This window comes from Pseudaquabacterium rugosum (genome assembly GCF_038066575.1).
Classification (GTDB): Bacteria; Pseudomonadota; Gammaproteobacteria; order Burkholderiales; family Burkholderiaceae_C; genus Pseudaquabacterium; species Pseudaquabacterium rugosum.
Genome location: NZ_JBBUTF010000019.1, coordinates 78587 through 102945, shown reverse-complemented (window position 1 = coordinate 102945; position 24359 = coordinate 78587). Strand labels below are relative to the sequence as shown.

Sequence of the window (24359 nt, the reverse complement as noted above, 5' to 3'; positions counted from 1 at the left end):
GTGCGAGGCGATGCCCTGCTCGAACGGCAGGAAGCGACGCAACCACTCCAGCTTGAACTCGCCCCACTCGCTGACATCGACCCAGTCCTCCGCCCCGGCGGAGATCGCGCACAGCGCCGTCAGCAGCGGGTCGCCGGTGTATCACTGCATTGACGCACCTCAGTCACGCCAAGCGCGTCCTGTGTCTTGATATCCACGGGCGTGACGAGCCGTCGCTGCGCGGGGCAGCGGCGGTGGATCAGTCACCGCTCGGATTTCAGGAGGTTCGCACATGCGCTCGCATCAACGTGCTCTGTCGGTCGGCGTGCTGTCGTCGCTGTTGTCCCTGTCGGCTTGGGCTGTCGACCCGCCGCTGGTTCCGCCGCCGCCCGTCACGGTGACGAGTCCGGTTTGGAACGCGGGGTTGCACCAGTGGAGCTGGGAGATCCATGCCGGTGGCGACGGCATCGCCAGCATCCATGTCACGCCGGCAGGCGCTGAACCTCCGATCACGGTTGGGGACCTTCCGGGCTTCATCTACACCCCTGGCGGTGGTCTGCTCGGGGAGCAGCCGCCGTACAACTGGGAGACGCCGGGCCGCACGCCAAATACAGGCAATCTGTCTGGGGACTTCAACCTCAAGTTCCGCTCCGATGCCTTCACGGGCCAGGAGACGTTCAGCATGTACTTCGACTACCTCTGGGAGTCCGTCGATCCCGATACTGGTGTCGGGACGGTCTACCGGACGGACTTCCAGCTGCCGGCGGAGGTGATTTCCACGTCGGTCGTGCCGGAGCCCTCCGGTGCTGCGCTGATGATCTTGGGTTCCCTGGGGCTCGGGCTCATCGCAAGGCGGCGGGGGGCGGGCCGAGGGCCTGCTTCCAGCGGCGCACCTGAAGCCGTTCCTGCCGGCTGATCCTGGCTTCCGGCGCCGCTGCGCGGTTGGCCGATGCCGCCGCCTTCGGCGCCGATCGGGTGTGTCGGGAGCTGCTCAAGTGCGCCGCCCCCCTGCCGATGTTGGCTGAGTGACCCACCGAGGCCCTCCCGGCCCCGCGTGCGCCCTCAGCCGTTCGTCGCCCGCCGCCACCCCGATGTCGCTTCCGCCTGCCGTCTCTCCGGTCCCGCTCCGGCCTTCGTCGCCGCGTCACGGTGGGGCAGGGCTGCGCCGGCTGCATCGGCTGCGCATCGGTGCCCGGCTGCTGGCCCGCGCGCTCACCCGCCGCCTGCGGCGCCTGGGTCGTGCGGCCACTCCCCCGGCTGACCAGCCCGTCGACAGCCGCATCCGCCTGCGCCGCCGCGCCGCCACCTTCGGCGCGCTGCTGCTGGCGGCAGGCGCGCTGCAGGCCTGGCCCTCGTCGGCGCTGTCGTCGGCGGCGGCGCTGGGGGCCCTGGCGGCGGCCGGCGGGCTGGCGCTGCACCTGCACCTGCGCCAGCGAGAGCAGCAGCGCCAGGCGCAGGCCCAGCGCGTGCACGCCGCCGAGCGGGAGGCCGAGCTGGCCGCCCGCCACCTGCGTGAGTTGCGGCTGAGCGAGCAGCGCTTCCACGCCGCCTTCTCGCACGCGGCCATCGGCATGGCGCTGGTCGATGCCGATGGGCGGGTGCTGCAGGCCAATGCGGCGCTCGGCCAGTTGCTGGGTGTGCGGGTGGATGCGCTGCAGGGGCATGATTTCCGCCGTTTCGTCCATGCCGAGGATGTCGGCATCCTGGAGCGGCAGTGGCAGTCGGTGCAGGCCCGTCTGGGTGAGGACGAGGCGGTCGAGCTGCGCGGCGTGCGCCCCAGCGGGGATGAGGTGGTCATCAGCATGCACAGCGGCCACTTCGGTGGCGAGGACGAGGCGGAGCAGCCCGAGCGCCCCTGCCTGATCCTGCAGGCGCAGGACATCACCGCGCGCCGCCGGGCCGAGGCGCGGCTGCACCACATCGCCTACCACGACAGCCTGACCTCGCTGGCCAACCGCATCCGCTTCGGCCACTGCCTGGAGCAGGCGATCGCGCGCTGCCATGGCGACAGCCGCTTCCACTTCGCGGTGATGTACCTGGATTTCGACCGCTTCAAGCTCATCAACGACACGCTGGGCCATGCCGCCGGCGACCGCTTCCTGACGCTGGTGGCCCAGCGCATCCGCGATCAGGTGCGGCCGGTGGACGTGGTCGGCCGGCTGGGCGGCGACGAGTTCGCCATCCTGGTCGACGGCATGGCCGACGAGGCCGAGGCGCTGGAGATGGCCGAGCGGCTGCAGCAGTCGTTCGCGCGGCCCTTCGACGTCGATGGCAACGAGCTGCGCACCTCGGCCTCGATCGGCATCACCTTCAGCGCGGTGGGCTATCACAGCCCGGGCGATGTGCTGCGCGATGCCGACATCGCGATGTACCGCGCCAAGAACGGCGGGCGGGCGCGCACGGCCGTCTTCGATGCCAGCCTGCGGGCGCAGCTGGCCGAGCAGGTCAACCTGGAGCGCGAGCTGCGCAAGGCGCTGGAGCAGCAGCAGCTGAGCCTGGCCTTCCAGCCGATCTACCAGCTGCGCACCGGCGAGCTGGCCAGCTTCGAGGCCCTGGTGCGCTGGACGCACCCGGAGCTGGGGCCGGTGCCGCCGTCCACCTTCGTGCCCATCGCCGAGGATTCGGCCCAGATGGGCGCGCTGACCGACTGGGTGCTGCGCAGCGCCTGCGCCCGGCTGCGGCACTTCCAGGTGCTGCCGGGGGTGGTGCGCAAGCCGAGCGTGCACGTCAACGTCTCGGGCACCGACATGTGCCGCGAGGGCTTCGTCGCCCAGGTGGCCACGGCCTTGCTGACCAACGGCCTGGACGCCTGCCAGCTGACGCTGGAGATCACCGAGAGCACGCTGATGCAGCGCCTGGACGCGGCGCTGGAGGTGATGGCCCGCCTGCGCGAGCTGGGCGTGGGCCTGAGCGTGGACGACTTCGGCACCGGCTACTCCAGCCTGAGCTACCTGAGCACGCTGCCCATCACCAGCCTGAAGATCGACCGCAGCTTCGTCCAGCGCCTGCAGGACGGCGGGCGCGATGCGGAGGTGGTCAAGGCGGTGATCACGCTGGGCCACGCGCTCGGCAAGACGGTGATCGCCGAGGGCATCGAGACGCCGGTGCAGCTGGCGCGGCTGCGTGCGCTCGGCTGCGAGCAGGGCCAGGGCTATCTGCTGGCCCGCCCGCTGACGCCCGAGATGGCCGCCACCGTGGCCCTGTGCGACCACGGCTGGGGCGAGGACGGCACGCCGGCCGAGGGCGAGCGGCTGCTGGACAGCGTGGTGGCCTGAGCCGGCTAGGGTGCATCCCGATACGAACGGTCGTTCGATGGAGGCGCGCGTCGGCACAATTCCGGCGCATGGACGCCTCCTTCGTGACCCCGCCCGCCACCGTGTCGACCACCGTGTCGGCCACCCCCGCCGCCGAGACCCCGCTGCCGCTGGCCTACCCCTGCGGCGAGCCGCCGGCCTTCGGCGCGGTGCGCGAGATCGCGCCGGGCCTGCTGTGGCTGCGCATGCCGCTGCCCTTCAGCCTGGACCACATCAACCTGTGGCTGCTGGCCGACGAGGATGAACACGGCCCCGGCTGGGCGGTGGTCGACACCGGCACCTGCACGCCGCCGGTGCAGCAGGCCTGGTCGGCGCTGCTGGCGCCCGACGGGCCGCTGGCGGCCACGCCCCAGGGCGCGCGGCTGACGCGGGTGATCGTCACCCACATGCACCCCGATCACGTCGGCATGGCCGGCTGGCTGTGCGAGCACGCCGGCTGCACGCTGGCCATGAGCCGCACCGAGTACCTGACCTGCCGCGTGCTGGCCGCCGACACCGGCCGCCCTGCGCCGGCCGCCGCGCTGCGCTTCTACCGCGAGGCCGGCTGGGACGACACGGCGCTGCAGGCCTACAAGGCCCGTTTCGGCGGCTTCGGCCGGCTGATCCACGCGCTGCCCGACAGCTACGCGCGGCTGGTCGAGGGGCAGGTGCTGGCCCTCGGCGCGCGGCGTTGGGAGGTGCTGATCGGCACCGGCCATTCGCCCGAGCACGTGTGCCTGTGGAGCCCGGCCGACGGCCTGCTGATCGCCGGTGACCAGATCCTGCCGCGCATCTCGTCGAACGTCAGCGTGCACCCGACCGAGCCGCTGGCCGACCCGCTGGGCGACTGGATCGGCTCGATCGAGCGGCTGCGCGCGCGGCTGCCGGCGCACACCCTGGTGCTGCCCTCGCACGGCGAGCCCTTCACCGGCGTGCACGCGCGGCTGGACCGTCTGGCCCGCGGCCACGGCCTGGGCCTGCAGCGCCTGCGCGAGCGGCTGGCGGCCGGGCCGCTGCGGGCGGTCGACGTGTTCACCGCGCTGTTCGCGCGGCCGATCCAGGGTGGCGAGCTGCTGGGCATGGCCACCGGCGAGGCGGTGGCGCATCTGAACCATCTGCAGCACCGCGGCGAGATCACCTCGGCGGTGGCGGCCGACGGGCAGCGTTGGTGGCGGATGGGGTGAGGGCGTGCCGGGCGGCGTCAGCCCGGCGCCCAGGGCCGTGCCAGCGGATCGCCGACGAACAGGCCCTGGCCCGGCCACTGGACGGATTTCCAGTAGGCCTCGATCAGCGTGTCGCCGGCGGTGTAGCGCTGGGCCAGCACCGAGGCGCGCGGGAACTTCTCGGTCCAGTTGCAGGGCTCCTCGACGGTGCCGTAGCTGCCGGTCAGGCCGGCGTCCAGCCAGTCGGTGGCCGGCATCTGGCCGTAGGCCGAGGGCAGCACGCCGCCGAAGCTGGTCAGGTGGTCGGCCACGGCGCCGGGCAGGTAGGTGTTGCCGGTGATGTCGGGCACGCGGGCCAGGCCGGTCAGGTAGAACATGACGTCGGCGGCGCCGTTCAGGCGGTCGCTGGCGGCACCGGCGCTGTTGTCCTGGTAGCGCCAGCGCACGCGGCTGGCGGCGGTGGCGCCGCCGGCGGCGCCGGTGGACAGGGCCTGCATGTCGGTCCAGCGCACGCTGCGCAGGCTGTCGCTGGTGCGCAGCAGCCAGCCCTGGGGCAGGGTGGCCTGGGGCTGGGCGGCGGCACGGGTCTGCGCGCCTTCGGCGGCCAGGCCGCGGGCGATCAGGGCCTGGGCCTGGGCCAGCGTGCGGGCGCCCAGCATCATCGACGGGCGCAGGCCCAGGTCGGTCCAGGGCCGGCGGGTGGCCGCGCCGTAGTAGCGCGAGACCTGGGTGCGGTTGCACTGGCCGCACCAGCGGTTGTCGTAGCCGAAGGTCAGCGCGCTGGTCAGGCTCATCGTGCAGGCGCCGGTCACGCGGCTGGGCTGGCTCCAGGTCACCAGCAGGGCCTGGGTCGAGGCGCCGAGCTGGGCGTCGATGCGCGACTTCAGCAGGCCGAACTCGGCCTCGCCCAGGGTCTCGGTGGCGGTCGAGAGGGCGACGCGGATGATCTGGCTGTCGGACAGGCCGCGTGCGGCCTGGTAGGCGCGGGCGATGGCCTCGCTGGTGGGGTCGCCCTCGGCCACCAGCACGGCCAGGCTGGTGGCGCTGACGTCGGTGGGGCTCGTCGTGGTGCCGGTGGTGGTGCCGGTCGATGCGCCGCCGCTGGCCGTGGTGCCCGAGGTGCTGCCTGACGTGCTGCTGCTGCCCGTGCTGCTACCGGTACCGGTGCCGCTGCTCCCGCCCACGCCGCTGACCACGCTGCCCGAGCCCACCGGCTCGGCGCTGCCGCCGTCGCTGGCCACGCTCGTGCTGCCCCCGCCACCGCCGCCGCCACAGGACACCAGCAGCCCGGTGCCGACGGCCAGTGCCGCGGCCCGCAGGCGCAGGCCCGGCCGGTGGAAGGGGGTGTCAGACCGGGGCCGCAGGCGGAGCCCGGGCGTCGCGGTGGCGCGTTCGGCAGGAGAGGGTGCGGGCATGGCCAGGGCGACAAGCTGGGGAGATGCCCGGCATATCGACCGCTTTTCCCGTGACTTGCGGGGGCCCCGTCAGCGCCGTGCCGGCTGGCCGGGTCATACTTCGCGCCCTGATGAGAAGTGCCCTCTTCGTCGACTTCGACAACGTCTACAGCCAGCTGCGTCAACTTTCCCCCGCCGCCGCGGAGCGCTTTGCCCGCGCGCCGGTCGATTGGGTCCATTGGCTGGCCGACGCGCTGCCCCCCCATGACGACACCCAGCCGGCCGGCCGCCGCCGGCTGCTGGTGCGCCGTTGCTACCTGAACCCGAACTGGTACCAGAAGTACCGGCACGCCTTTCTGCGCGCCGGATTCGAGGTGGTCGATTGCCCGCCCGTCACCAGCCAGGGCAAGACCAGCACCGACATCCACATGGTGCTGGACATCGTCGACCTGCTGCAGCACGAGACCCATTTCGACGAGTTCATCGTCGTCTCGGCCGATGCCGACTTCACCCCGGTGCTGCTCAAGCTGCGCCGCCATGACCGCCGCACCGCGGTGCTGGCCGTCGGCTATCCGTCGGCCACCTACAAGGCCTCGGCCGATCTGCTGATCGACGAGCGCCAGTTCATCGACCAGGCGCTGGGCCTGTCGGTCGACGAGGCGGATGCCATGGCCGGTGGTCTGGGTGGTGGCCTGGGCGGTGGCATCGCCCCGACGCCGCTGCCCTCGACGCTGGCGGCCGTGCCCTCGGCCGTGCACCAGATGTCGGTCGAGGCCACGCTGCCGGTGCCGCGCGCCTTCACCTCGGCGCCGCCCCCGGGCGTGCCCACCGAGGGGCCGTTCAGCCTGGGCCCGCTGCCCACGCCGGGCCACGGCCTGTGGGCGGCCTCGGGTGTTGCGCCGGCCACGCCGGGCGGGCTGCCGCTGGCGGCGGCTTCGGCATCCTCGGTGCTGGCCGGGGCGGCCGCGCTGCCGGGCAGCGGCACGCCGGTCAACGTGCTGCGCAGCTGCAGCCGCGAGGAGCTGCAGGCCATCTCCCAGCGCATCCGTCATCTGGTGGCGGCCTCGCCGGTGCCGCTGGCCGCCGGTTGGCTGGCCTCGCAGCTCAAGCGCGAGTTCTATCCGCTGCTCGAACAGTGGAACGGCCAGCCCGGCTTCAAGGCCTTCTACCGCACGCTGGCGCTGAGTGATCTGCTGTGGCTGCCGGGCTCCGGCGGTCGTCTGGCCGATCCGCAGCGCCACGCGCCCGAGGTGCCGGGCAGCGTGCCCGACGGCGAGGGCGCCCTGCGCTGGCAGGCCGCGGCGCAGGCCGCCCGCCGGCTGGACGCCGCCCGTCAGGCGGTGCTGGACGCCGCCGCCCGCGCCGAGGCCGGGGAGGGCGAAGGGCCGGCGGCCGATGCCGCGCTGGCCGAGCCGTCGGGTGCGGGCACGGGAACTGGCACGGGCTCGGGCTTCAGCGGTGCATCGCACGGCGCCGAGGCCGACGAGGGCCACGCCCCGGGCGAGCGGATGGCCGCTGCCGGCGAGGAGCCGGTGTCCCACGATGTCGCCCTGCTGGCGCTGGCGCGCGAGGTCTGTGCGTCGACGCAGGCGCCGCTGCTGCCGCCGCAGACGCTGCGCGCCATCCTCGACGAGCTGTGCGCGGATCTGCAGCTGCAGCCCTACGAGCCGACCGAGACCGCGCGCCGCATCGTCGCGGCCTGTGCCACGCGGCCGGGCTGCGAGGTGTCGATGCGCGAGGTGGTGTTCCTGTTGCGCGGCATGCAGCTCAACGGCCACGTCTTCGGCCAGGGCCAGGACGACGTGCGCACGCTGGCGCGCCGGCTGCTCAACCAGATCCTGTTCCTCTGTGAGCGCGAGCAGATGGCGCTCAACGAGGTGCAGCTGGCCGCGGTGCGGCGCTGGATCGCCGGCGATCTGCTGGATCCGCCGGCGCGCTGAGGCCCGCGGCCTCGGTCGCTGCTCAGCCGCCGCCGCTCAGTCGCCGAGCACCTCGAAGCGGCTGACCGTCTGGCGCAGGCCGTCGGCCTGGCGGTTCAGGCTGTCGGCGGCGGCCGTCGATTCCTCGACCAGCGCCACGTTCTGCTGCGTCGCGTGGTCGAGCAGCGTCAGCGCCTGGCTGGTCTGCTCGATCTCGGCCGACTGCTGGCGCGTGGCCTGGCCGATGCCCTCGACCAGCGCGCTGACCTGCTGCGCCTGGCGCAGCATCTCGGCCATGGTGTCGCGGGCCGAGCTGACGACGCGCGCGCCGGTCTCGACCTTCTCCACGCTGGCCGCCGTCAGCGACTTGATCTCGCGGGCGGCCTGCGCGCTGCGCTGGGCCAGCGTGCGCACCTCGGCGGCCACCACCGCGAAGCCGCGGCCGGCTTCGCCGGCGCGGGCGGCCTCGACGGCGGCGTTCAGCGCCAGGATGTTGGTCTGGAAGGCGATGCCGTCGATCAGGCCGGTGATGTCGGCGATGCGCCGCGACTGCGCGCCCAGCTCGTCCATCGCCTGCACCACCTGGGCGATCAGCGCATCGCCGCTGCCGGCCACGCCGTGGCTGGCGGCGGCCTGACGGGCGGCCTCGGCCGCGTGGTCGGCATTGGTCCTGACCGCCTCGCGCAGCTGCTGCACCGAGGAGGCGATCTGCTGCAGGCTGCTGGCGGCCTGGGCGCTGCGGCCGCCGAGATCGTCGACGCCGCTGGCGATCTGGGCCGCGGCGGTGCCCACCTCGTCGCCGGTGGCGCGGACGCTGCCCAGCACCTGGCCCAGCTGGCGCGAGGCCGCGGCCAGCGTGCGCACCATCTGCCCCAGTTCGTCGTCGGAGGTCTGCCGCGTGCGGCCGTCCAGGCGCCCGGCGGCCAGATCGGTGCTCAGGCGCTCGACCTGCTGCAGGTTGTCGCGCATCGCCCGGGCCATCGCCCACGACAGCCAGGCCGCCAGCGCCAGGCAGGCCACCATGAAGGCGGCGGTGCCGGCCAGTTGCGTGTGCATGTCGTCGACGCGGGCCTGCAGCCGCGCGCCGAGGGTCGTGTAGCTGAGATCGGCCAGCGCGAACAGCGGCTCGATGTGACCGGTCATCGTGCTGAAGTAGGCGCTGCTCTCGCCCGTGGGCCGTGCGCCCTCGGCCACCTGCAGCAAGGGCTGCAGCGTGGTGTCGGCCGCCTTCAGCGCGTCGAGCGCCGGCTGCAGGCGCGGCTGCAGCGCGCCCTGCAGGGCGGCGTCGTGCTGGCCGATGCGCATCATCTGGCGTTCGAGCTGCTCGCGCTGCTGGTGCATCGTGGCCTGCAGATCGGCCAGCCGCACCTGCTCACCGGCGCCGATCTGGCCGCGGGCCAGCGCCGCGGCGCCGATGGCCCGCGCCTGCCCCAGGCTCTCGCTGAGCTGCGGCAAGGTCTCCAGCACCGTGATCACCAGGTAGTAGCCGTCGGGGGCCGGGTCGAGCAGCAGCGTCGACACATCGCCGATGTGGGCCAGCAGCTGGCGCTGGCGCGCCACCAGCGCGGTGTGGCGGGCGAAGGACTGCGGCGGCGGCAGTTCGCGGGCCGCCACGGCGGTGCGCAGCGCGGCCCAGTCGCGTTCGAGGGTCTGCACGGTCTGGTTGAGCGCGGCGTCGTCGTAGGCGGAGACGGTGCTGCGCAGCTGCTGCAGCGCCCGGTCGACCTCGGACTGCGCCGCCTGCCGCTGCTCGCCCGCCTGGGCGTTGCCGTTGAGCCAGGCCCCGGTCAGGCCGCGGTGCAGCTGGGTCTGGCGCATCAGCGTCAGCCCGGCGCCCAGCGGGGTGATGCCGTCGCGCTCGGCCCGGGCGGCGTCGGCCTGCTGGCTCAGGTTGTGTCCCAGCAGACCGGCCAGCGGCAGGCTCAGCGCCGCGCCGATCGCGACCAGCAGGCCGAAGCGTTGGCCCACGCGCAGATTGCGCAGCCAGTGAGGTATGGTCATCAGGGAGCTCCCGGTGCGTCGTCCGGCCCGCCCGTCGGCGCGGGCGTGAGGGCGGACATGGCTGCGGCGCTGCTGGCGCGCGCAGGCCGTGCGCGCCATCCAGTCCGCCTGAGCCGTGGTCTTCGGCTGCCGGGGGTGTTTCCTTGAATCCGTCCGCGGTCCGGGACGGTGGGCGGCCCTGCCGTCGCGGTCTGCGTCCGGCATGCCTGACGTCAGCTTTCAGCGGCCTGCGCGCTGGCATGATGGCGGCGCGATGACGGCCGACCTGCGGTGGCCGTCCACTTCCCGCGTTTCTTCCATCCGGACCCGGCTGACCCGGCGTCCGCCCCAGCCCCGTCCGGGACCTGAGCTGACGTGAGCCTGCCGCTGATCCTGATCGTCGACGACCATCCTGAGCATCTGACGGCCCTTGGCGAGCTGCTGGCGCCCGGCCACCGCGTGCGTGCGGCGGCCAGCGGCATCAAGGCGCTGAAGCTGGCCTGTCTGGCGCCGCTGCCCGATCTGATCCTGCTGGATGTGCTGATGCCCGACATGGACGGCTACGAGGTGCTGGCCGAGCTGCGCGCCCGCCCGCAGACGGTGGATGTGCCGGTGATCTTCCTGTGCGAGCGCGACGGGGTGTTCGATGTCGAGCGCGGGCTGATGCTCGGCGCCTCGGACTACGTCAGCAAGCCGGTGCGGCCGGCCGTGCTGCTGGCCCGGGTGCGGGCGCAGATCGCGCTGCGGCAGGCCCGCCAGGCGCTGCAGCATCTGAGCGCGCCGGCGGCGGGATCGGCCGCTGCGGTGGCCGTCGCCGATCCCTCTGGTTTCGCCGGGTCCACCGGGTCCGCAGGTTCTGCCGGCCAGGGCCGCCACGCGGCCGCCGGCCTCGCCGAGCTCACCGATGCCGGCCACTGGAGCGCCGAGCTGGCGCTGGCGCTGGCCACGCTGGCCGAGCAGCGCGAGCCCGGCGCCCGCCAGCGCGGGGCCCGCGTGCGCGCGCTCGTCGCGGTGCTGCTGGCCGAGCTGCGGCGCAGCGGCCCGGAGAGCCACCGGCTGGCGCCGCAGCAGTCCGAGGCGCTGCTGGCCGGCGTGCCGCTGCACGAGCTCGGCAAGCTCGCCCTGTCCGACGGCCTGCTGCAACGCCCCGATGCGCTCGATGCGCCACAGTGGGCCCAGATGCGTGACCATGCGCGCCAGGGCGCCTCGGTGATCGACCAGGCGCTGCAGCGCGTGGCGCAGGACGGCCCGGTGGCCCGCATGCTGCGCCAGGCCAGCGCCATCGCCTTGCACCACCACGAACGCTGGGATGGCCTGGGCTATCCCGACGGGCTGACCGCGCAGGCCATCCCGCTGGGCGCCCGGCTGACCGCGGTGGCGGCGACGCTCGATGCCTTGACCCGGCCGCGGGTGTTCCGCGATCCGGTGCCGGCGCAGCAGGCGCTGGACATCGTCGTCGCGGAGACGGGCCGGCAGTTCGATCCGTCGATCATCGATGCCCTGCAGCGCGTGGCGCCGCAGATCTGCGCCTGTCTGCAGACGCTGGACCTGCTGGAGCCGTCCGACGCTGCCGACGTGCCTGACGTGCTCGACGCGCCCGATGACCGTGGGCCGGTGCAGGCCGCGGGTGATCCCGGCGAGCCCCGCGAGCCCGGCGGAGCGGGCCGATGAGCGGCGCCTCCGGGTGGGATCGCGTGCCGGCCGGCGCGCCGCGGCCCGGTGCCCTGCGCCTGGCGCTGGAGCAGGCCGGGGTCACGCTGGCCGTCGGTGGCGCGCTGGCCTGGACCGTCTCGGCCTTGTGGCCCGTGGTCGGGTCCGCGCTGGGATCCGCACTGGGGTCCTCGTGGACGCCCGCGCTGCCGGCCTGGGCCGGCGCTGTGGCCGGTGGCGCCACCGGGCCGTGGGCGGGGCTGGCCGTCGGCATCGTCGCCGGCCTGGGGGCGGGCATCGGCCATGCGGCGCGCCGTGGCCGCGCGCCGCAGGCCGGTGGGTCGGCCGACGACCTGGGCCCGGACGCGCAGGCGTCCGCCGCGATGGACGGTGATCCGGCCCAGCTGCAGGCCATCGCCGCGCTCGCCGGTGACCTGATCCTGGCCTGCGATCTGCACCAGCAGCTGCGCTACGTGAACCGCGCCGCCCGCCGTCTGCTGGGCGAGGCGGCCCGGCCCGGGGCACGGGAGGCCCAGGTCTGGCCGGCCTCCAGCCAGGCCCAGGTGCGTGACCACGTGCAGCAGGTGCTGGCCAGCGGCCAGCCCCGGACCTTCATCGAATCGCATCGCCTGTCCGGCGGCCGGCGCGTGCTGTCGGCGCGGCGCGGGCCGCTGACCGACGCCGCCGGCGCCATCGTCGGCGTCTTCTGCGTCGCCCGCGACATCACCGACGAGCACCAGGCGCTGCGCAGTGCCGCCAGCGAGCCGGCGGCGCTGCTGCGCCTGCTGACGACCTGGGGCGACGGCCAGCTGGCGGTCTGGCTGCATGACCTGCGGCGCCAGCAGGTGCTGCTGTCGGCGGCGGCGGCCGCACTGGTCGGTCGTCCGGGTTCGGGCCGCGAGCCGGTCGCCCTCGCGCTGGCCGACTGGCTGGCCTGTGTCCATCCGCAGGACCGCGCGCCGCGCGAGGCGGCCCTCGCGCGCCTGCTGCGCGACGGTCAACTGCCCGCCGACAGCTTCCGCGTGCAGCCGGCCGACGGCTCGGCCCCGCGCTGGCTGGCCGACAGTGCCTGCCTGCTGAGCGACGAGCAGGGCGAGCCGCAGTGGGCGGTCGGCACCCTGCACCAGCCGGGGGCGACGGCCGCGTGGTCCGGCCGCCGCTGGGACGAGCTGCTGGCCCAGGCCCAGGACGGCCTGCTGCTGCTCGACGACACGGGCCGCGTGCTGCAGGCCAATGCCGCGGCCGCCCGCCTGCTGGCCCAGCCCGAGGCCGATCTGACCGGTCGGCTGCTGACGCAGGGCTGGCCGGACCTCGATCCGCAGCTGCTGCCCCAGGTGCTGGCCAGCGGGCGCAGCCAGGCGCTGACGCTGCGCATCGGTCCCGAGCCCGCTGCCGTCGGGACCGTCGGGGTTGTGGCGCGTGGCAGGGAGGCCGCGGCGGTGCCGCCGGGCGCGTTGCCGCCGGGCGCGGCGGGGGCCGCGGGAGCCGCCGGAGCCGCCGGGGTGCAGGTCCGCGGGCTGGAGGCCGATCTGGCGCCGCCCGCCGCGGACGATGCCACCGGCGTGCGCAGCCTCGCGCTGCAGCTGGAGCCCGGCTGGTACGAGGGCCGGCCGACCGTGCTGGCGCGGCTGCGCGACGTCAGCGCCCAGCAGGCGGTCGAGCAGCGGCTGCGGCGCAGCCAGCAGCGCCTGGCCGTCGCGCTGGAGGCCGCCGGCATGGGCGTCTGGGAGTGGGATCCGTGGCAGCGCCGGCTGCGCCTGTCGCCCGGCCTGTGCGCGGTGCTGGGCGAGGCCGGCGGGCCGTCGGTCGACGTCGATCTGGCCCTGCTGCGCCAGCGGGTCTGGCCGGAGGACCTGCCGCGGCTGCAGCAGGCCGTCGAGCAGTCGGTGCGCACCGGGGCGCGGCTGTCCTTCGAGCTGCGCTGGGATGACGATGCCGGCCAGCCGCGCTGGCTGGCGCTGCGCGGCGCGCTGCAGACCGACCAGCAGGAGCGGCCGCAGGCGCTGGTGGGCACCGCGCAGGACATCACCGAGCGCCGCCAGGCCGAGCAGGCGCTGCGCGCCAGCCAGCGCCGGCTGGCGATGGCCCTGGCCGGCAGCCGCATGGGCGTCTGGGAATGGACGGTCGACGAGCCGCAGCTGTATTTCTCGCCCGAGGTCTTCGAGCTGCTCGGCCTGCCGCTGCCGCCGCTGGGCGCCGGCCCGCAGGCGCTGGCCCTGCCGCTGGCGCGCGCGCTCGATCTGGTGCATCCGGAGGACCAGGCGCTGCAGATCGAGGTCATCCGCAACGCGCTGGTCTCCAGCGGCGAGTTCGTCGTCGAGCTGCGCTACCTGGGGCCGGACGGCCGCGTGCGCTGGATCGCCGACCAGGGCCGGGTCGAGCTCGACGCCGCCGGCACGCCGGTGCGCGTGGTCGGCACCAAGCGCGACATCACCGAGCACCGCCGCATCCAGCAGCAGCTGCGCGACGACGCCCTGCGCCGCAAGCTGATGATCGAGCAGTCGCGCGACGGCGTGCTGCTGCTGCCGGTCGATGGCGGCATCGACGAGCTGAACCCGGCCTATGCCGGCATGCTCGGCTACAGCATCGAGCAGGTGGCCGCGCTGTCGGACGCCGAGCGCGAGCAGCGGCTGGGCGTGGCCGCGCTGCGCGAGCACCTGGGCGCCTCGCCACCGGGCGGCAGCCTGCTGTCGGTGCAGGTCGAACGGCGCGATGGCGCGACGGTGGCGCTCGAGGTCTCGGCCAGCCGGGTCGAGCTGCAGGGCCGCGCGGTGTGGTTCTGCGTCTGCCGGGACGTCACCGAGCGGCTGCAGGCCGAGCAGGCGCTGCGCGCATCCAATGCGCTGGTGGCGGCGGTGGGCGATTCGCTGCTCGATCCGATGTGCGTGCTCGACCGCCAGGGCCGGCTGCGCAGCGTCAACGCCGCCTGGCAGGCCCAGGCCGGCGAGGGCCTGGTGCGCGGCGCCGTCGGCGACGACTTCCTCGCGCTGTGCCGTGGCCTGGGCGGCCGTGCGGACGCGCCGGCCGCCGTGCCGCTGGCCGAGGCCCTGCTGGGTGTGGCGGACGTGCTCTGCGCCGAGCGCGACAGCTTCGAGCTCGAGTACGCCGCGCGGGCCGTGGCCGAGCCGCGCTGGCGCCATCTGGTGGTCTCGCCGCTGCGCACCGGCCAGGGCGGGGCGGTGCTGCTGCAGATCGACATCACGCGGCGCAAGCGCATCGAGCATGCGCTGCGCGAGAGCGAGGCGCGCTTCCGCGCCACCTACGACAACTCGGCCGTCGGCATGGCCGAGCACCGGCCCGACGGGCGCTGGATCAGCGTCAACGCCCGGCTGTGCGAGATCAGCGGCTATCCGCGCGAGGCGCTGCTGGCGCTGTCGCTGGAGTCCTTCATCCATCCGGACCACCGGGCCGAGCACGCCCGCCAGCTGCAGCGCGTGCTCGACGGCGAGCTGGCCTCGGCCACGCAGGAGCTGCGCTGCCTGCGGCCCGACGGCGGCGTGCAGTGGCTGGCGCGCACCGTCTCGCTGGTGCGTGATGCCGGACGTGATGCCGGCCGCGACGAGCCCTACTTCGTCTCCATCTTCGAGGACATCGGCGAGCGCCGTCGCATGCGCGAGCAGCTCCACGTCAGCGAGCGCCAGTACCGGGTGATGGTCGACACCCTCGGCGAGGGCGTGATCGTCTTCGACGCCGCGGGCCGGCCGCTGCGCGGCAATCCGGCCGCCGAGCGGCTGCTGGGCCTGCCGCTGTCGGTGCTGCAGGCCGATCCGGTGCGGCTGCAGTTCCGGGACCCCCAGGGCCAGCTGCTGCCCGCCGCGCAGTCGCCGCTGGGCCGGGTGCTGGCCGGCGCCGGTGTGCAGGACAGCGTCGAGCTGGCCATCCTGACGCCGACCGGCCAGATGCGCTGGCTGCTGCTGCACTGCGCGCCCATCGTCAGCCAGGGGGCGCCCGTCGAAAGCCCGGCCGGCGGCGCGGTGCTCAGCTTCGCCGACATCAGCGAGCGCCGGCGCATCGAGGCCGAGCTCGAACAGCACCGCCATCACCTGGAGGAGGTCGTCGTCGAGCGCACGCTGGAGCTGCAGCAGGCGATGCGCGCCCAGGTGGCCAGCGAGCATTTCCTGCGCTCGATCACCGACAACCTGCCCGACATGCTGGCCTACTGGGACAGCGACCAGGTCTGCCGCTTCGCCAACAAGGCCTACATCGACTACTGGGGTCGGCCGGGTGCTCCGGTGCTGGGCGCCCGCCGGGCCGAGCTGTTCAGCGCCGTCGGCGATGTCGCGCTGCACCAGGCCTTCGAGGCCGCGCTGGCCGGCGAGCAGCATTCCTTCGAGTACCCGCTGAGCCGGCGCCACGGGCCGGCCCGCTACGGCTGGATCCACTACATCCCCGACCGCCAGGACGACGGTGTGGCGGGCGTGTTCGTGCTGGTCTCCGACATCTCGCAGATCAAGCAGGCCGAGCTGCGGCTGCAGGCGCTCAACGAGCAGCTGGTGGCCGCGCGTGACCGCTCCGAGCAGGCCAACCGGGCCAAGAGCGCCTTCCTGGCCAACATGAGCCACGAGATCCGCACGCCGATGAACGCCATCATCGGCCTGACCCACCTGATGCGCCGCGACGCGCGCGACGGCGTCGATGCGGAGCGTCTGGGCAAGGTCTCGGAGGCCGCCCACCACCTGCTCGACGTCATCAACGACGTGCTCGACCTGAGCAAGATCGAGTCCGGCAAGCTGCACCTGGAGCAGACGGACTTCCCCGTCGACGGCGTGCTCTCCCGCGCCTGCGCGATGGTCGCCGACCGGGCCCGCGGCAAGGGCCTGGAGATCGTCGTCAGCAGCGAGGGCGTGCCGCCGCTGCTGCACGGGGATCCCACGCGGCTGTCGCAGGCCCTGCTCAATCTGATGAGCAATGCGGTGAAGTTCACCGACCAGGGCTCGATCGTGCTGCGCTGCGAGCTGGTCGAGGCGGCCAGCGACGCGCTGCTGCTGCGCTTCTCGGTGCGCGACACCGGCATCGGCGTGCCCCCGGACAAGCTGGCCACGCTGTTCAACGCCTTCGAGCAGGCCGACACCTCGACCACCCGGCGCTTCGGCGGCACCGGGCTGGGCCTGGCGATCACGCGGCGCATCGCCCAGCTGCTGGGCGGTGAGGTCGGGGTCGACAGCATGCCGGGGCAGGGCAGCTGCTTCTGGTTCACCGCCCGTCTGGCGCGGGCCCAGCTGCCGGCGGCCAGCAGCGCCGGCCACCGCCTGAACGGTCTGCGGGCGCTGGTGGCCGACGATCTGCCCGAGGCCCGCGTCGCGCTGGCCGAGATGCTGCGCCGCTTCGGCATGCGGGTGGACACCGCCGCCTCGGGCGACGATGCCCTGGCCCTGGCCGACCGGGCGCACAGCACCCGCCATCCCTACGACCTGCTGCTGATCGACTGGCACATGCCGGGGCTGGACGGCCCGGACACGCTCAGCGATCTGCGCAGCGCCCTGGGCAGCGCGCTGCCGCCCTGTCTGGCGGTGACGGCCAGTGCCGATCCGCAGCTGCGCGAGACGGCCATGGCCGTGGGCTTCGACGGCCTGCTCTACAAGCCGGTCACGCTGTCGGGCCTGCACGATGCGGTGATGGACCTGCTCGGGCGCGGCCCTCCCGGCGTCGATCCGGACAGTGGCTTCCACGCCCACGAGCTGCTGCTGCGCAACAGCCGTGGCGGCGCGCGCGTGCTGCTGGCCGAGGACAACATCGTCAACCAGGAGGTGGCGCTGGAGCTGCTGCGCCTGGTCGGGCTGGAGGTCGATGTCGCCCACCACGGCGCGCAGGCGCTGGATCTGGCCCGGCGCGTGCCCTACGACCTGATCCTGATGGACATGCAGATGCCGGTGATGGACGGGCTCAGCGCCACGCGCGAGATCCGCCAGCTGCCGGCCCATGTGCGCACGCCCATCCTGGCGATGACGGCCAACGCCTTCGGCGACGACCGGCAGGCCTGTCTGGCCGCCGGCATGGACGACCATCTGGCCAAGCCGGTCGATCCGGAGCGGCTGTACGCGATGCTCAAGCGCTGGCTGCCCGCTCGCGAGGGCGTGCTGGCGGCGCTGCCGGCGCCGCGTCCGCTGGCCGAATCCCCGACCGCCGCCGAGGGCGCGCACGACGCCGATCCGGCGGGCTGGCCGACGCCCGTCGAGCGGCTCCGCCACGATGCGGCGCCGGTGTCGGCCGCATCCGGCGGCGCGGCGCCGGACGGGAGCCTGCCGGGCGCTGGGCCGCTGGCCGAGGCGGTGGGCGGGGATGCCGGCGCGTGGGCGGGTGTGGGTTTTCCGGCGCCGGCCTTCGGGTCCGTGTCCGTGTCCGCGTCTGCCTCCGCGTCGTCGTCCGCACCGCACGCCGGGCGTCCGGCGCCGGGGTCACCGGCCGAGGCTGTCTCGGACGCCGCAGCCCGGTCCGATGCGGGCCCGTCGTCGGGCGCCCGCGTGATCGTGCTGCATCCGTCCCGCCCGGCCGCCGGCACGGCCGGTCCGGCCGATCCGGCGCTGCCGCAGGCCGCGGGCTCCGGGCCGTCGGCGGGGTCGGCCCGCGCTGAAGGGGCCGTGGGGAATGTGGGGGCGGTGGCCGCAGTGGGGGCAGCGGCAGGGGGCGGGCGCTTCGCCGGCATCGAGGGCCTGACGATGTCGCGCGCGCTGTTCTACCTGCCGGGGCGCGAGGAGGTCTATGCCCGGGTGCTGGGCCAGCTGTGCGAGAACTACGGCGCCGGCCTGCCCGATCTCGCGCCCGCCCTGGCCGAAGGCCGCATCGACGCGGCCCGCCGCCAGCTGCACGCGCTCAAGGGGGCCTGCGGCGCGGTCGGCGCGGTGGCCGTGATGGCCCAGGCCCAGGCCCTGGAGCAAGGCCTGTCGGCCTGCGTCGAGGGCCAGGCGGCGGATCCCGCGCTGAGGGCCCAGGCCGGCACCGTGCTGCAGGCGCTGGCGGCGCTGCTGGGCACGCTGCGGGCGCGGCTGGACGGCGGTCCCGCGGTCGACGTCCGGCCCGCGGTCACCGAGGGCGCGGCGCTCGGCTACTACAACCGCGACGCGCTGCGGGCGGCCGTCGAGGAGTTGCAGGACCTGTTCCTGATCGCCGATTTCCAGTCCGCCCAGCGCCTGTCCGAGCATGAGCCGGTGCTGCGCGCGGCCTGGGCGCCGGAGGACCTGCGCCGCGTGCAGCAGGCGCTGCGCGTCTACGACTACGACGCCGCGCTGGATGCGCTGCAGCAGGCCCAGTGCGCGCTGCAGGCCCGGCAGGGCTGAGGCCGGGCCCGCGGTGCCCGGCACCCGCCCCGGCGCCGGGACATGGAGCGCCCGTCCCGCGGGACCTCAGTAGCTGTAGACGCCGCGCCCGCTCTTGCGGCCCAGCCAGCCGGCGGCCACGTACTCGCGCAGCAGCGGGGCCGGGCGGTACTTGGAGTCCTGGAACTGGGCCATGTAGACCTCCATGATCGCCAGGCAGGTGTCGAGCCCGACCAGGTCGGCCAGTGCCAGCGGGCCGATCGGGTGGTTGCAGCCCAGCTTCATCGCCGCGTCGATGTCCTCGGGCTTGGAGACGCCTTCCTGCAGCACGAAGAAGGCCTCGTTGATCATCGGCACCAGCAGGCGGTTGACGACGAAGCCCGGCGCGTTGCGCACCTCGATCGGCGTCTTGCCCAGCGCGGTGGCCAGCGCCTGCACCGCGCCGAAGGTGGCGTCCGAGGTCTGCAGGCCGCGGATCACCTCGACCAGCGCCATCATCGGCACCGGGTTGAAGAAGTGCATGCCGATCACGCGGTCGGCGCGCTGCGTGGCGGCGGCCAGCTGGGTGATCGAGATCGAGCTGGTGTTGCTGGCGATGATGGCCTCGGCCGGCAGCTGGGCATCGAGCTGGCCGAGGATCTTGAGCTTGAGCGCGAGCTGCTCGGTGGCGGCCTCGATCACCAGCTGGGCGGCGTTGAGCGCCGCGTAGTCGGTGCTGGTGCTGACGCGGGCCAGCGCGGCGTCGCGCGCTTCGGCCGTCAGCTTGTCCTTCTTGACCAGGCGCTCCAGGCTGGAGGCGAGGGTGGCCAGGCCGCGCTGCACGGCGGCCTCGCTGATGTCGACCATGATGACGGGGACGCCGGCCACCGCGCAGGCCTGCGCGATGCCGTTGCCCATCGTGCCGGCGCCGATCACGCCGACGGTCTGGATGCTGCTCATGGGGGATGCTCCGGGGAGAGTCGAGAAAGGGACTGGCCCCAGCTTAGCAGCCGAAGATGGCGTCCAGGTGGACGCCATGCTGCGCTGCGGCAGGGCCGCGGCGGCGCGTGCAGGCCGTGCGCGCGGCCGCGGCCCGGGCGCCGCTCAGCAGCGCTCGAAGATGGCGGCGATGCCCTGGCCGCCACCGATGCACATCGTCACCAGCGCGTAGCGGCCGCCGGTGCGGTGCAGCTCGTGGACGGCCTTGGTCGTGATCACGCAGCCGGTGGCGCCGATCGGGTGGCCCAGCGAGATGCCCGAGCCGTTGGGGTTGACCTTGGCCGGATCGAGGCCGAGTTCCTGGACCACCGCGCAGGCCTGGGCCGCGAAGGCCTCGTTGCTCTCGATCACGTCAAGATCGGCCACCGACAGGCCGCAGCGCTCGAGCACCTTGCGCGTGGCCGGTACCGGGCCGATGCCCATGATCGTCGGCTCGACGCCGGCGTGCGCATAGCCGACCAGGCGCGCCAGCGGCTTCAGGCCCTGGGCCTTGACCGCATCGGCCGAGGCCAGCACCACGGCGGACGCGCCGTCGTTGATGCCCGAGGCATTGCCGGCCGTCACCGCGCCGTCATTCTTGAAGGCCGGCTTCATTTTGGCCAGCATCTCCAGCGTGGTGTCGGCCTTCACGTGCTCGTCGGTGTCGAAGGCGACCTCGCCCTTGCGGCTCTTGATCAGCACCGGAACGATCTGCGCCTTGAAGCGGCCGGCGGCGATCGCCGCGCTGGCGCGCTGGTGGCTCTGCACGGCCAGCGCGTCCATCTGCTCACGGCTGATGCCGAACTGCTCGGCCACGTTCTCGGCCGTGATGCCCATGTGGATCTTGTGGAAGGGGTCGTGCAGCGCGCCGGTCATCAGGTCCAGCAGCTGGGTGTCGCCCATGCGCGCGCCGAAGCGGGCGGCCGGCATCAGGTAGCCGCCGCGCGACATGGTCTCGGCACCGGCGCCGATGGCGACCTCGCAGTCGCCGAGGGTGATCGCCTGCGCGGCCGAGACGATGGCCTGCAGGCCCGAGCCGCACAGCCGGTTGACGTTGAAGGCCGGCGTCTCCTTGGGCAGGCCGGCGTTGACGGCGGCGATGCGGCTCAGGTAGTAGTCGCGCGGCTCGGTGGTGACGACGGTGCCGAGGGCCAGATGGCCGACGCTGTCGGCGGCCACGCCGGCGCGGGCCACGGCCTCGCGCACGACCAGCGTGGCCAGCTCGGAGGCGGGGGTGTCCTTCAGCGTGCCGTTGAAGGTGCCGATGGCGGTACGGCAGGCGCTGACGAGGTAGACGTCGCGGGGCAGGCTCATGGTGGGCTCCTCGGGGGATCTCGGGTGGATCGGGGCTCCGGGCGTCGCGCTGACCGCGGCTGTCCGCGTCCGGATCCCGTCAGGCTAAGCCCGGGCGATTGCGGCTGGCTGACAGCCCGGGGCTCTGCGGTACGCTCGCGCTCCCATGAACCTGCGCCAGCTCGAGTACTTCGTCCACGTCGCCGAGCTCGGCAGCTTCAGCAAGGCCGCGCTGGTGCTCGACATCGCCCAGCCGGCGCTCAGCCGCCAGGTGCGGGCCCTCGAGGTCGACCTGCGGGAGACGCTGCTGCGGCGCAACGGCCGCGGGGTGACGCTGACCGAGGCCGGCCAGCGCCTGTACGCGCATGGCCAGGCCATCCTGCAGGCGGTGCGCGAGGCCGAGGCCGATCTCGGCGCCTCGCGCGACGAGCCGGTGGGCCGCATCACCGTCGGCCTGCCGCCCTCGCTGGGCCGCCAGCTGACGCTGCCCTTGATCGAGACCTTCGCCCGGCGCTGTCCGCGGGCCCGTCTGGCCGTGGTCGAGGGCCTGTCCAGCCACATCATCGAATGGCTGACCTCGGGCCGGGTCGACCTCGGCCTGCTCTACAGCCCCGAGGCCCAGCCGGCCCTGCAGATCACGCCGCTGAGCGAGGAGGCGCTGTGCCTGGTCTCGCCGATGCCGGCGGGGGCGGGCGCGTCGTCCGGGCCGCAGCCGGGGCCGGGCATGGGCGTGGCGCTGGCCGATCTGCCGCGCTACGCGCTGATCGCGCCCGAGCGCGGCCATGTGATCCGCCGCCTGCTGGAGACGCAGGCCATGCTGGCGGGCATCACCTTGCAGGTGGCCTGGGAGGTCTCCAGCGTGGCGGCCATCGTCGATCTGGTGGCCGCCGGCCACGGCCATGCGGTGCTGCACGCCAGCGCGGTGGCCGCCAGCGGCCGGGCCGACCAGCTGCAGGTGCGCCCGGTGGTGCAGCCCCGGCTGCCGACGGTGCTGTGCCTGGCCCAGTCGGCCACGCGCCGCGGCGGCGCGCTGCAGCAGCAGACGGCCCGCCTGCTGGCCGAGCTGGCCCGCGCGCTGCCGCAGGGCACGGCGGCGCAGTCGATCCCGGGCTGAGCGGGCAGCGGGCCGGGTTGGGCCGCCTGCCGGTGGGCATCGGCCGCGGGTTCAGGTGGTCGGCCCAGGCCGTTGGTTCAGGCCCTTGGTTCAGGCCCTTGGTTCAGGCGGTCGGTTCAGCGGGTCGACTCAGGCGCGTCGTCTGCCGTTGCCGGTGGTGCCGGCGCGGGCAGCGGCCAGGCCAGCACCAGGGTGAAACCGGGACGGTCTTCGGAGCTGTCGGCGGGGCTGTCGTCGGGCAGGCTCAGCCGGCCGCCGTGGCCGCGCGCGACCAGATCGGCCAGCGGCAGACCCAGGCCGTCGAGCGGCGGCGGCAGGTGGCGGCCGGACAGGCTGTCGTGCGGGCGGCCCTGCGGGTTTCCCGACGACCGGCCCGCTGGCTGGCCTGCCGCCTGGCCTGCACCGCCCGCGGCCTCCGCCGGGTCGTCGGTGAACTCGATCCCGGCCAGGCCGGCCCGCAGCCGGGCGCGGGTGGCGGCGTCGCAGCCGCGGCCGTCGTCGCGCAGGGTCAGCTCCTGCCAGGGGGTGTCCGAGCCGGGCTCGGCCCGGTGGGTGATGGTGATCGTCAGCTGTCGTGCGCCATGGCGGCGGGCGTTGTCGTGGGCATTCAGCAGCACGGCCGCCAGCAGGTCCGGATCGCCCTCCAGCAGCGGGCCCGGCGGCAGCACGACGGCGGGCTGCGGGTCCAGCAAGGCCACCAGATCGTCCAGCGGCTGCCGTTGGCGGCGGGGTTCGCTGCCGGCGCGCAACATCGTCAGCAAGGCCTGGCTGACGCGGATCAGGCGCTGCGTGGCCTGGCGCGCCGCGCGCACGCGGGCCTGCTGATCGGCCGGCAGCTCGCGCAGGGCCAGCGCCAGCTGGGTGTCGAGCCCGGCCAGCGGCGTGCGCAGCGCATGGGCGGCATGGGCGCCGAAGGCCCGCTCGCCATGGATGCGGCGCGCCAGCCGCTGGCCGAGTGCGCTGACGGCCTCGGCGATCGGCTGCAGCTCGGTCCGGCCGGTGGGCTGCGGGGCGGTGTCCGGCCGCAGCGGGTCGTAGTCGTGCACGTCCTGGGACAGGCGCTGCAGCGGCCGCAGCTCGCGCCGCACCAGCAGGGCGCACAGCAGGGCCAGCAGGCCGGCACCGGCCAGCAGCGTCAGCAGCACCGGACGCACGGCCTCGCGCACCACCTCGCGCCGCTCGGCTTCGCTGTGGGCGACCAGCAGCCAGGCCGGGCGTGCCAGCGGCAGCGGCAGGGCGACGACGCGCCAGCGGCCGTCGCTGCTGTCGGAGGGCTGGCCGGGTTCGACCAGCGGGGCGTCCCCGGCCGCCGCGGTCTGCGGCGGCGCCAGGGTCTGCAGCCGGGCCGGCGGCAGCATGGGCCCGGCCGGCGCGTGGCGCGACTGGCGGCGGATCCCGCCGTCGGCCACGTCGATCAGTTGCCAGGCCAGGTGCCGGCCGTCGCGGTGCGGCCGCACCGTCCACGGCGGCGCGGTGTCCGTCGTCGCGCTGAGCATGGCGGGCGCGAGCAGGGCGGCGCTCTCGCGCAGGCCCTGGTCGAGCAGCTCGTGGGTCTCGATGCGCACCACCAGCCAGACCACCCCGGTGGTCAGCACGCCGCCGGCCAGGGTCGCGGCCAGCACGCTCAGGCCGACGCGACGGCGGATCGAGGTCGTGCCCCGCGGGCGTGGGCCGGGCTTCATGCGGTGCCGCTGCGCAGCCGGTAGCCCAGGCCGCGCACCGTCTCGATCAGGTCGCGACCGAGCTTGGCGCGCAGGTGGGAGACATGGACCTGCAGCGCATTGCTGGCCAGCTCATGGTCGCCGCCGAGCACCAGCTGCTCCAGCTCGGGCGCCGAGACGATGCGGCCGGCGCGGCGGGCCAGCGTCTGCAGCAGCGTCCACTCGCGGGCGGTCAGCTCCACCGGCTGGCCGTCGGCCCACACCGCGCGGGCGTTGAAATCGATCTCGACCCGGCCGTAGCTGCGCCGGCCCAGGCCACCGGTGCGGCGGCGGTCGATGGCCCGCAGCCGGGCCACCAGTTCCTCGACCGCGAAGGGCTTGACCAGGTAGTCGTCGGCGCCGCTGTCCAGGCCGTCGATGCGGTCGGCCAGCTGGTCGCGGGCGGTCAGCACCACGGCGGTGGTGTCCAGGCCGCGGTCGCGGCGCCCGCGCAGCCACTGCAGGCCGGAGCCATCGGGCAGGTTCCAGTCGACCAGCCAGACGTCGTAGGGCTCGGCCTCGCGCAGCCGCACCTCGGCCAGGCTGCGGCACCAGTCGATCTGGTGGCCTTCGGCCCGCAGGTAGTCGTGCAGGCCGGAGCCCAGGGTGGGGTCGTCTTCGAGCAGGAGCAGGCGCATGGACGCGGGGCAGGGCAGTGGCGGAC

Annotated in this window: 14 protein-coding genes; 7 read left to right on the top strand and 7 right to left on the bottom strand. The window is 74.4% G+C overall.

Annotation, left to right across the window (positions count from 1 at the left end; genetic code table 11):
* Positions 1 to 114 (bottom strand): transposase family protein (locus tag AACH11_RS19315; RefSeq protein ID WP_341375902.1); only part of this gene is annotated, 114 nt, incomplete at its 3' end.
* A gap of 157 nt (positions 115 to 271) precedes the next feature.
* On the opposite strand from AACH11_RS19315, the gene AACH11_RS19310 reads away from it, so the two are divergent.
* From AACH11_RS19310 to AACH11_RS19300, 3 genes are all read left to right on the top strand, one after another.
* The gene (locus AACH11_RS19310; protein WP_341375899.1) at positions 272 to 895 is read left to right on the top strand and encodes a PEP-CTERM sorting domain-containing protein; all 624 of its coding nucleotides are present in this window, start codon (positions 272 to 274) and stop codon (positions 893 to 895) included.
* A 175-nt stretch (positions 896 to 1070) separates the two neighbouring features.
* Complete coding sequence (locus tag AACH11_RS19305; RefSeq protein ID WP_341375898.1) at positions 1071 to 3254, top strand: putative bifunctional diguanylate cyclase/phosphodiesterase; 2184 nt, start codon at positions 1071 to 1073, stop codon at positions 3252 to 3254.
* 68 nt (positions 3255 to 3322) lie between these two features.
* Positions 3323 to 4456 (top strand): MBL fold metallo-hydrolase, encoded by a 1134-nt coding sequence (locus AACH11_RS19300; RefSeq protein ID WP_341375897.1) that lies wholly within the window; start codon positions 3323 to 3325, stop codon positions 4454 to 4456.
* A 17-nt stretch (positions 4457 to 4473) separates the two neighbouring features.
* Here AACH11_RS19300 and AACH11_RS19295 read toward each other — a convergent pair whose 3' ends face one another.
* Positions 4474 to 5850 carry a TIGR03790 family protein gene (locus AACH11_RS19295; protein WP_341375896.1) on the bottom strand — a complete coding sequence of 459 codons (1377 nt, stop codon included), beginning with the start codon at positions 5848 to 5850 and terminating at the stop codon, positions 4474 to 4476.
* Between the two features lie 110 nt (positions 5851 to 5960).
* Here AACH11_RS19295 and AACH11_RS19290 point away from each other — a divergent pair, with 110 nt between their 5' ends.
* The gene (locus AACH11_RS19290) at positions 5961 to 7769 is read left to right on the top strand and encodes an NYN domain-containing protein (protein ID WP_341375895.1); all 1809 of its coding nucleotides are present in this window, start codon (positions 5961 to 5963) and stop codon (positions 7767 to 7769) included.
* 36 nt (positions 7770 to 7805) lie between these two features.
* Here the strand turns inward: AACH11_RS19290 and AACH11_RS19285 are convergent, their stop codons facing one another.
* Positions 7806 to 9749, bottom strand: coding sequence for a methyl-accepting chemotaxis protein (locus tag AACH11_RS19285; protein WP_341375894.1), 1944 nt, complete (start codon positions 9747 to 9749; stop codon positions 7806 to 7808).
* A gap of 354 nt (positions 9750 to 10103) precedes the next feature.
* On the opposite strand from AACH11_RS19285, the gene AACH11_RS19280 reads away from it, so the two are divergent.
* A complete protein-coding gene (locus AACH11_RS19280) occupies positions 10104 to 11399 on the top strand; it encodes a response regulator (RefSeq protein WP_341375893.1) in 1296 nt (431 codons plus the stop codon).
* Positions 11396 to 18652, top strand: coding sequence for a PAS domain S-box protein (locus tag AACH11_RS19275; RefSeq protein ID WP_341375892.1), 7257 nt, complete (start codon positions 11396 to 11398; stop codon positions 18650 to 18652). The genes AACH11_RS19280 and AACH11_RS19275 overlap by 4 nt, the downstream gene beginning before the upstream one ends.
* A gap of 66 nt (positions 18653 to 18718) precedes the next feature.
* Here the strand turns inward: AACH11_RS19275 and AACH11_RS19270 are convergent, their stop codons facing one another.
* On the bottom strand, positions 18719 to 19570 hold the full coding sequence (locus AACH11_RS19270) for a 3-hydroxybutyryl-CoA dehydrogenase (protein WP_341375891.1): 852 nt from the start codon (positions 19568 to 19570) through the stop codon (positions 18719 to 18721).
* Between the two features lie 144 nt (positions 19571 to 19714).
* Positions 19715 to 20902, bottom strand: a complete 1188-nt coding sequence (locus tag AACH11_RS19265; protein WP_341375890.1) for an acetyl-CoA C-acyltransferase family protein — start codon at positions 20900 to 20902, stop codon at positions 19715 to 19717.
* 145 nt (positions 20903 to 21047) lie between these two features.
* Here AACH11_RS19265 and AACH11_RS19260 point away from each other — a divergent pair, with 145 nt between their 5' ends.
* A complete protein-coding gene (locus tag AACH11_RS19260; protein WP_341375889.1) occupies positions 21048 to 21995 on the top strand; it encodes a LysR family transcriptional regulator in 948 nt (315 codons plus the stop codon).
* A gap of 116 nt (positions 21996 to 22111) precedes the next feature.
* On the opposite strand, the gene AACH11_RS19255 is transcribed toward AACH11_RS19260, so the two are convergent.
* Both AACH11_RS19255 and AACH11_RS19250 read right to left on the bottom strand, forming a co-directional pair.
* Entirely contained in the window at positions 22112 to 23677 is a 1566-nt protein-coding gene (locus AACH11_RS19255) for a sensor histidine kinase (protein WP_341375888.1), read from the bottom strand.
* A complete protein-coding gene (locus AACH11_RS19250) occupies positions 23674 to 24333 on the bottom strand; it encodes a response regulator transcription factor (protein WP_341375887.1) in 660 nt (219 codons plus the stop codon). Before AACH11_RS19250 ends, AACH11_RS19255 begins: the two co-directional genes overlap by 4 nt.
* Positions 24334 to 24359 lie beyond the last annotated feature (26 nt).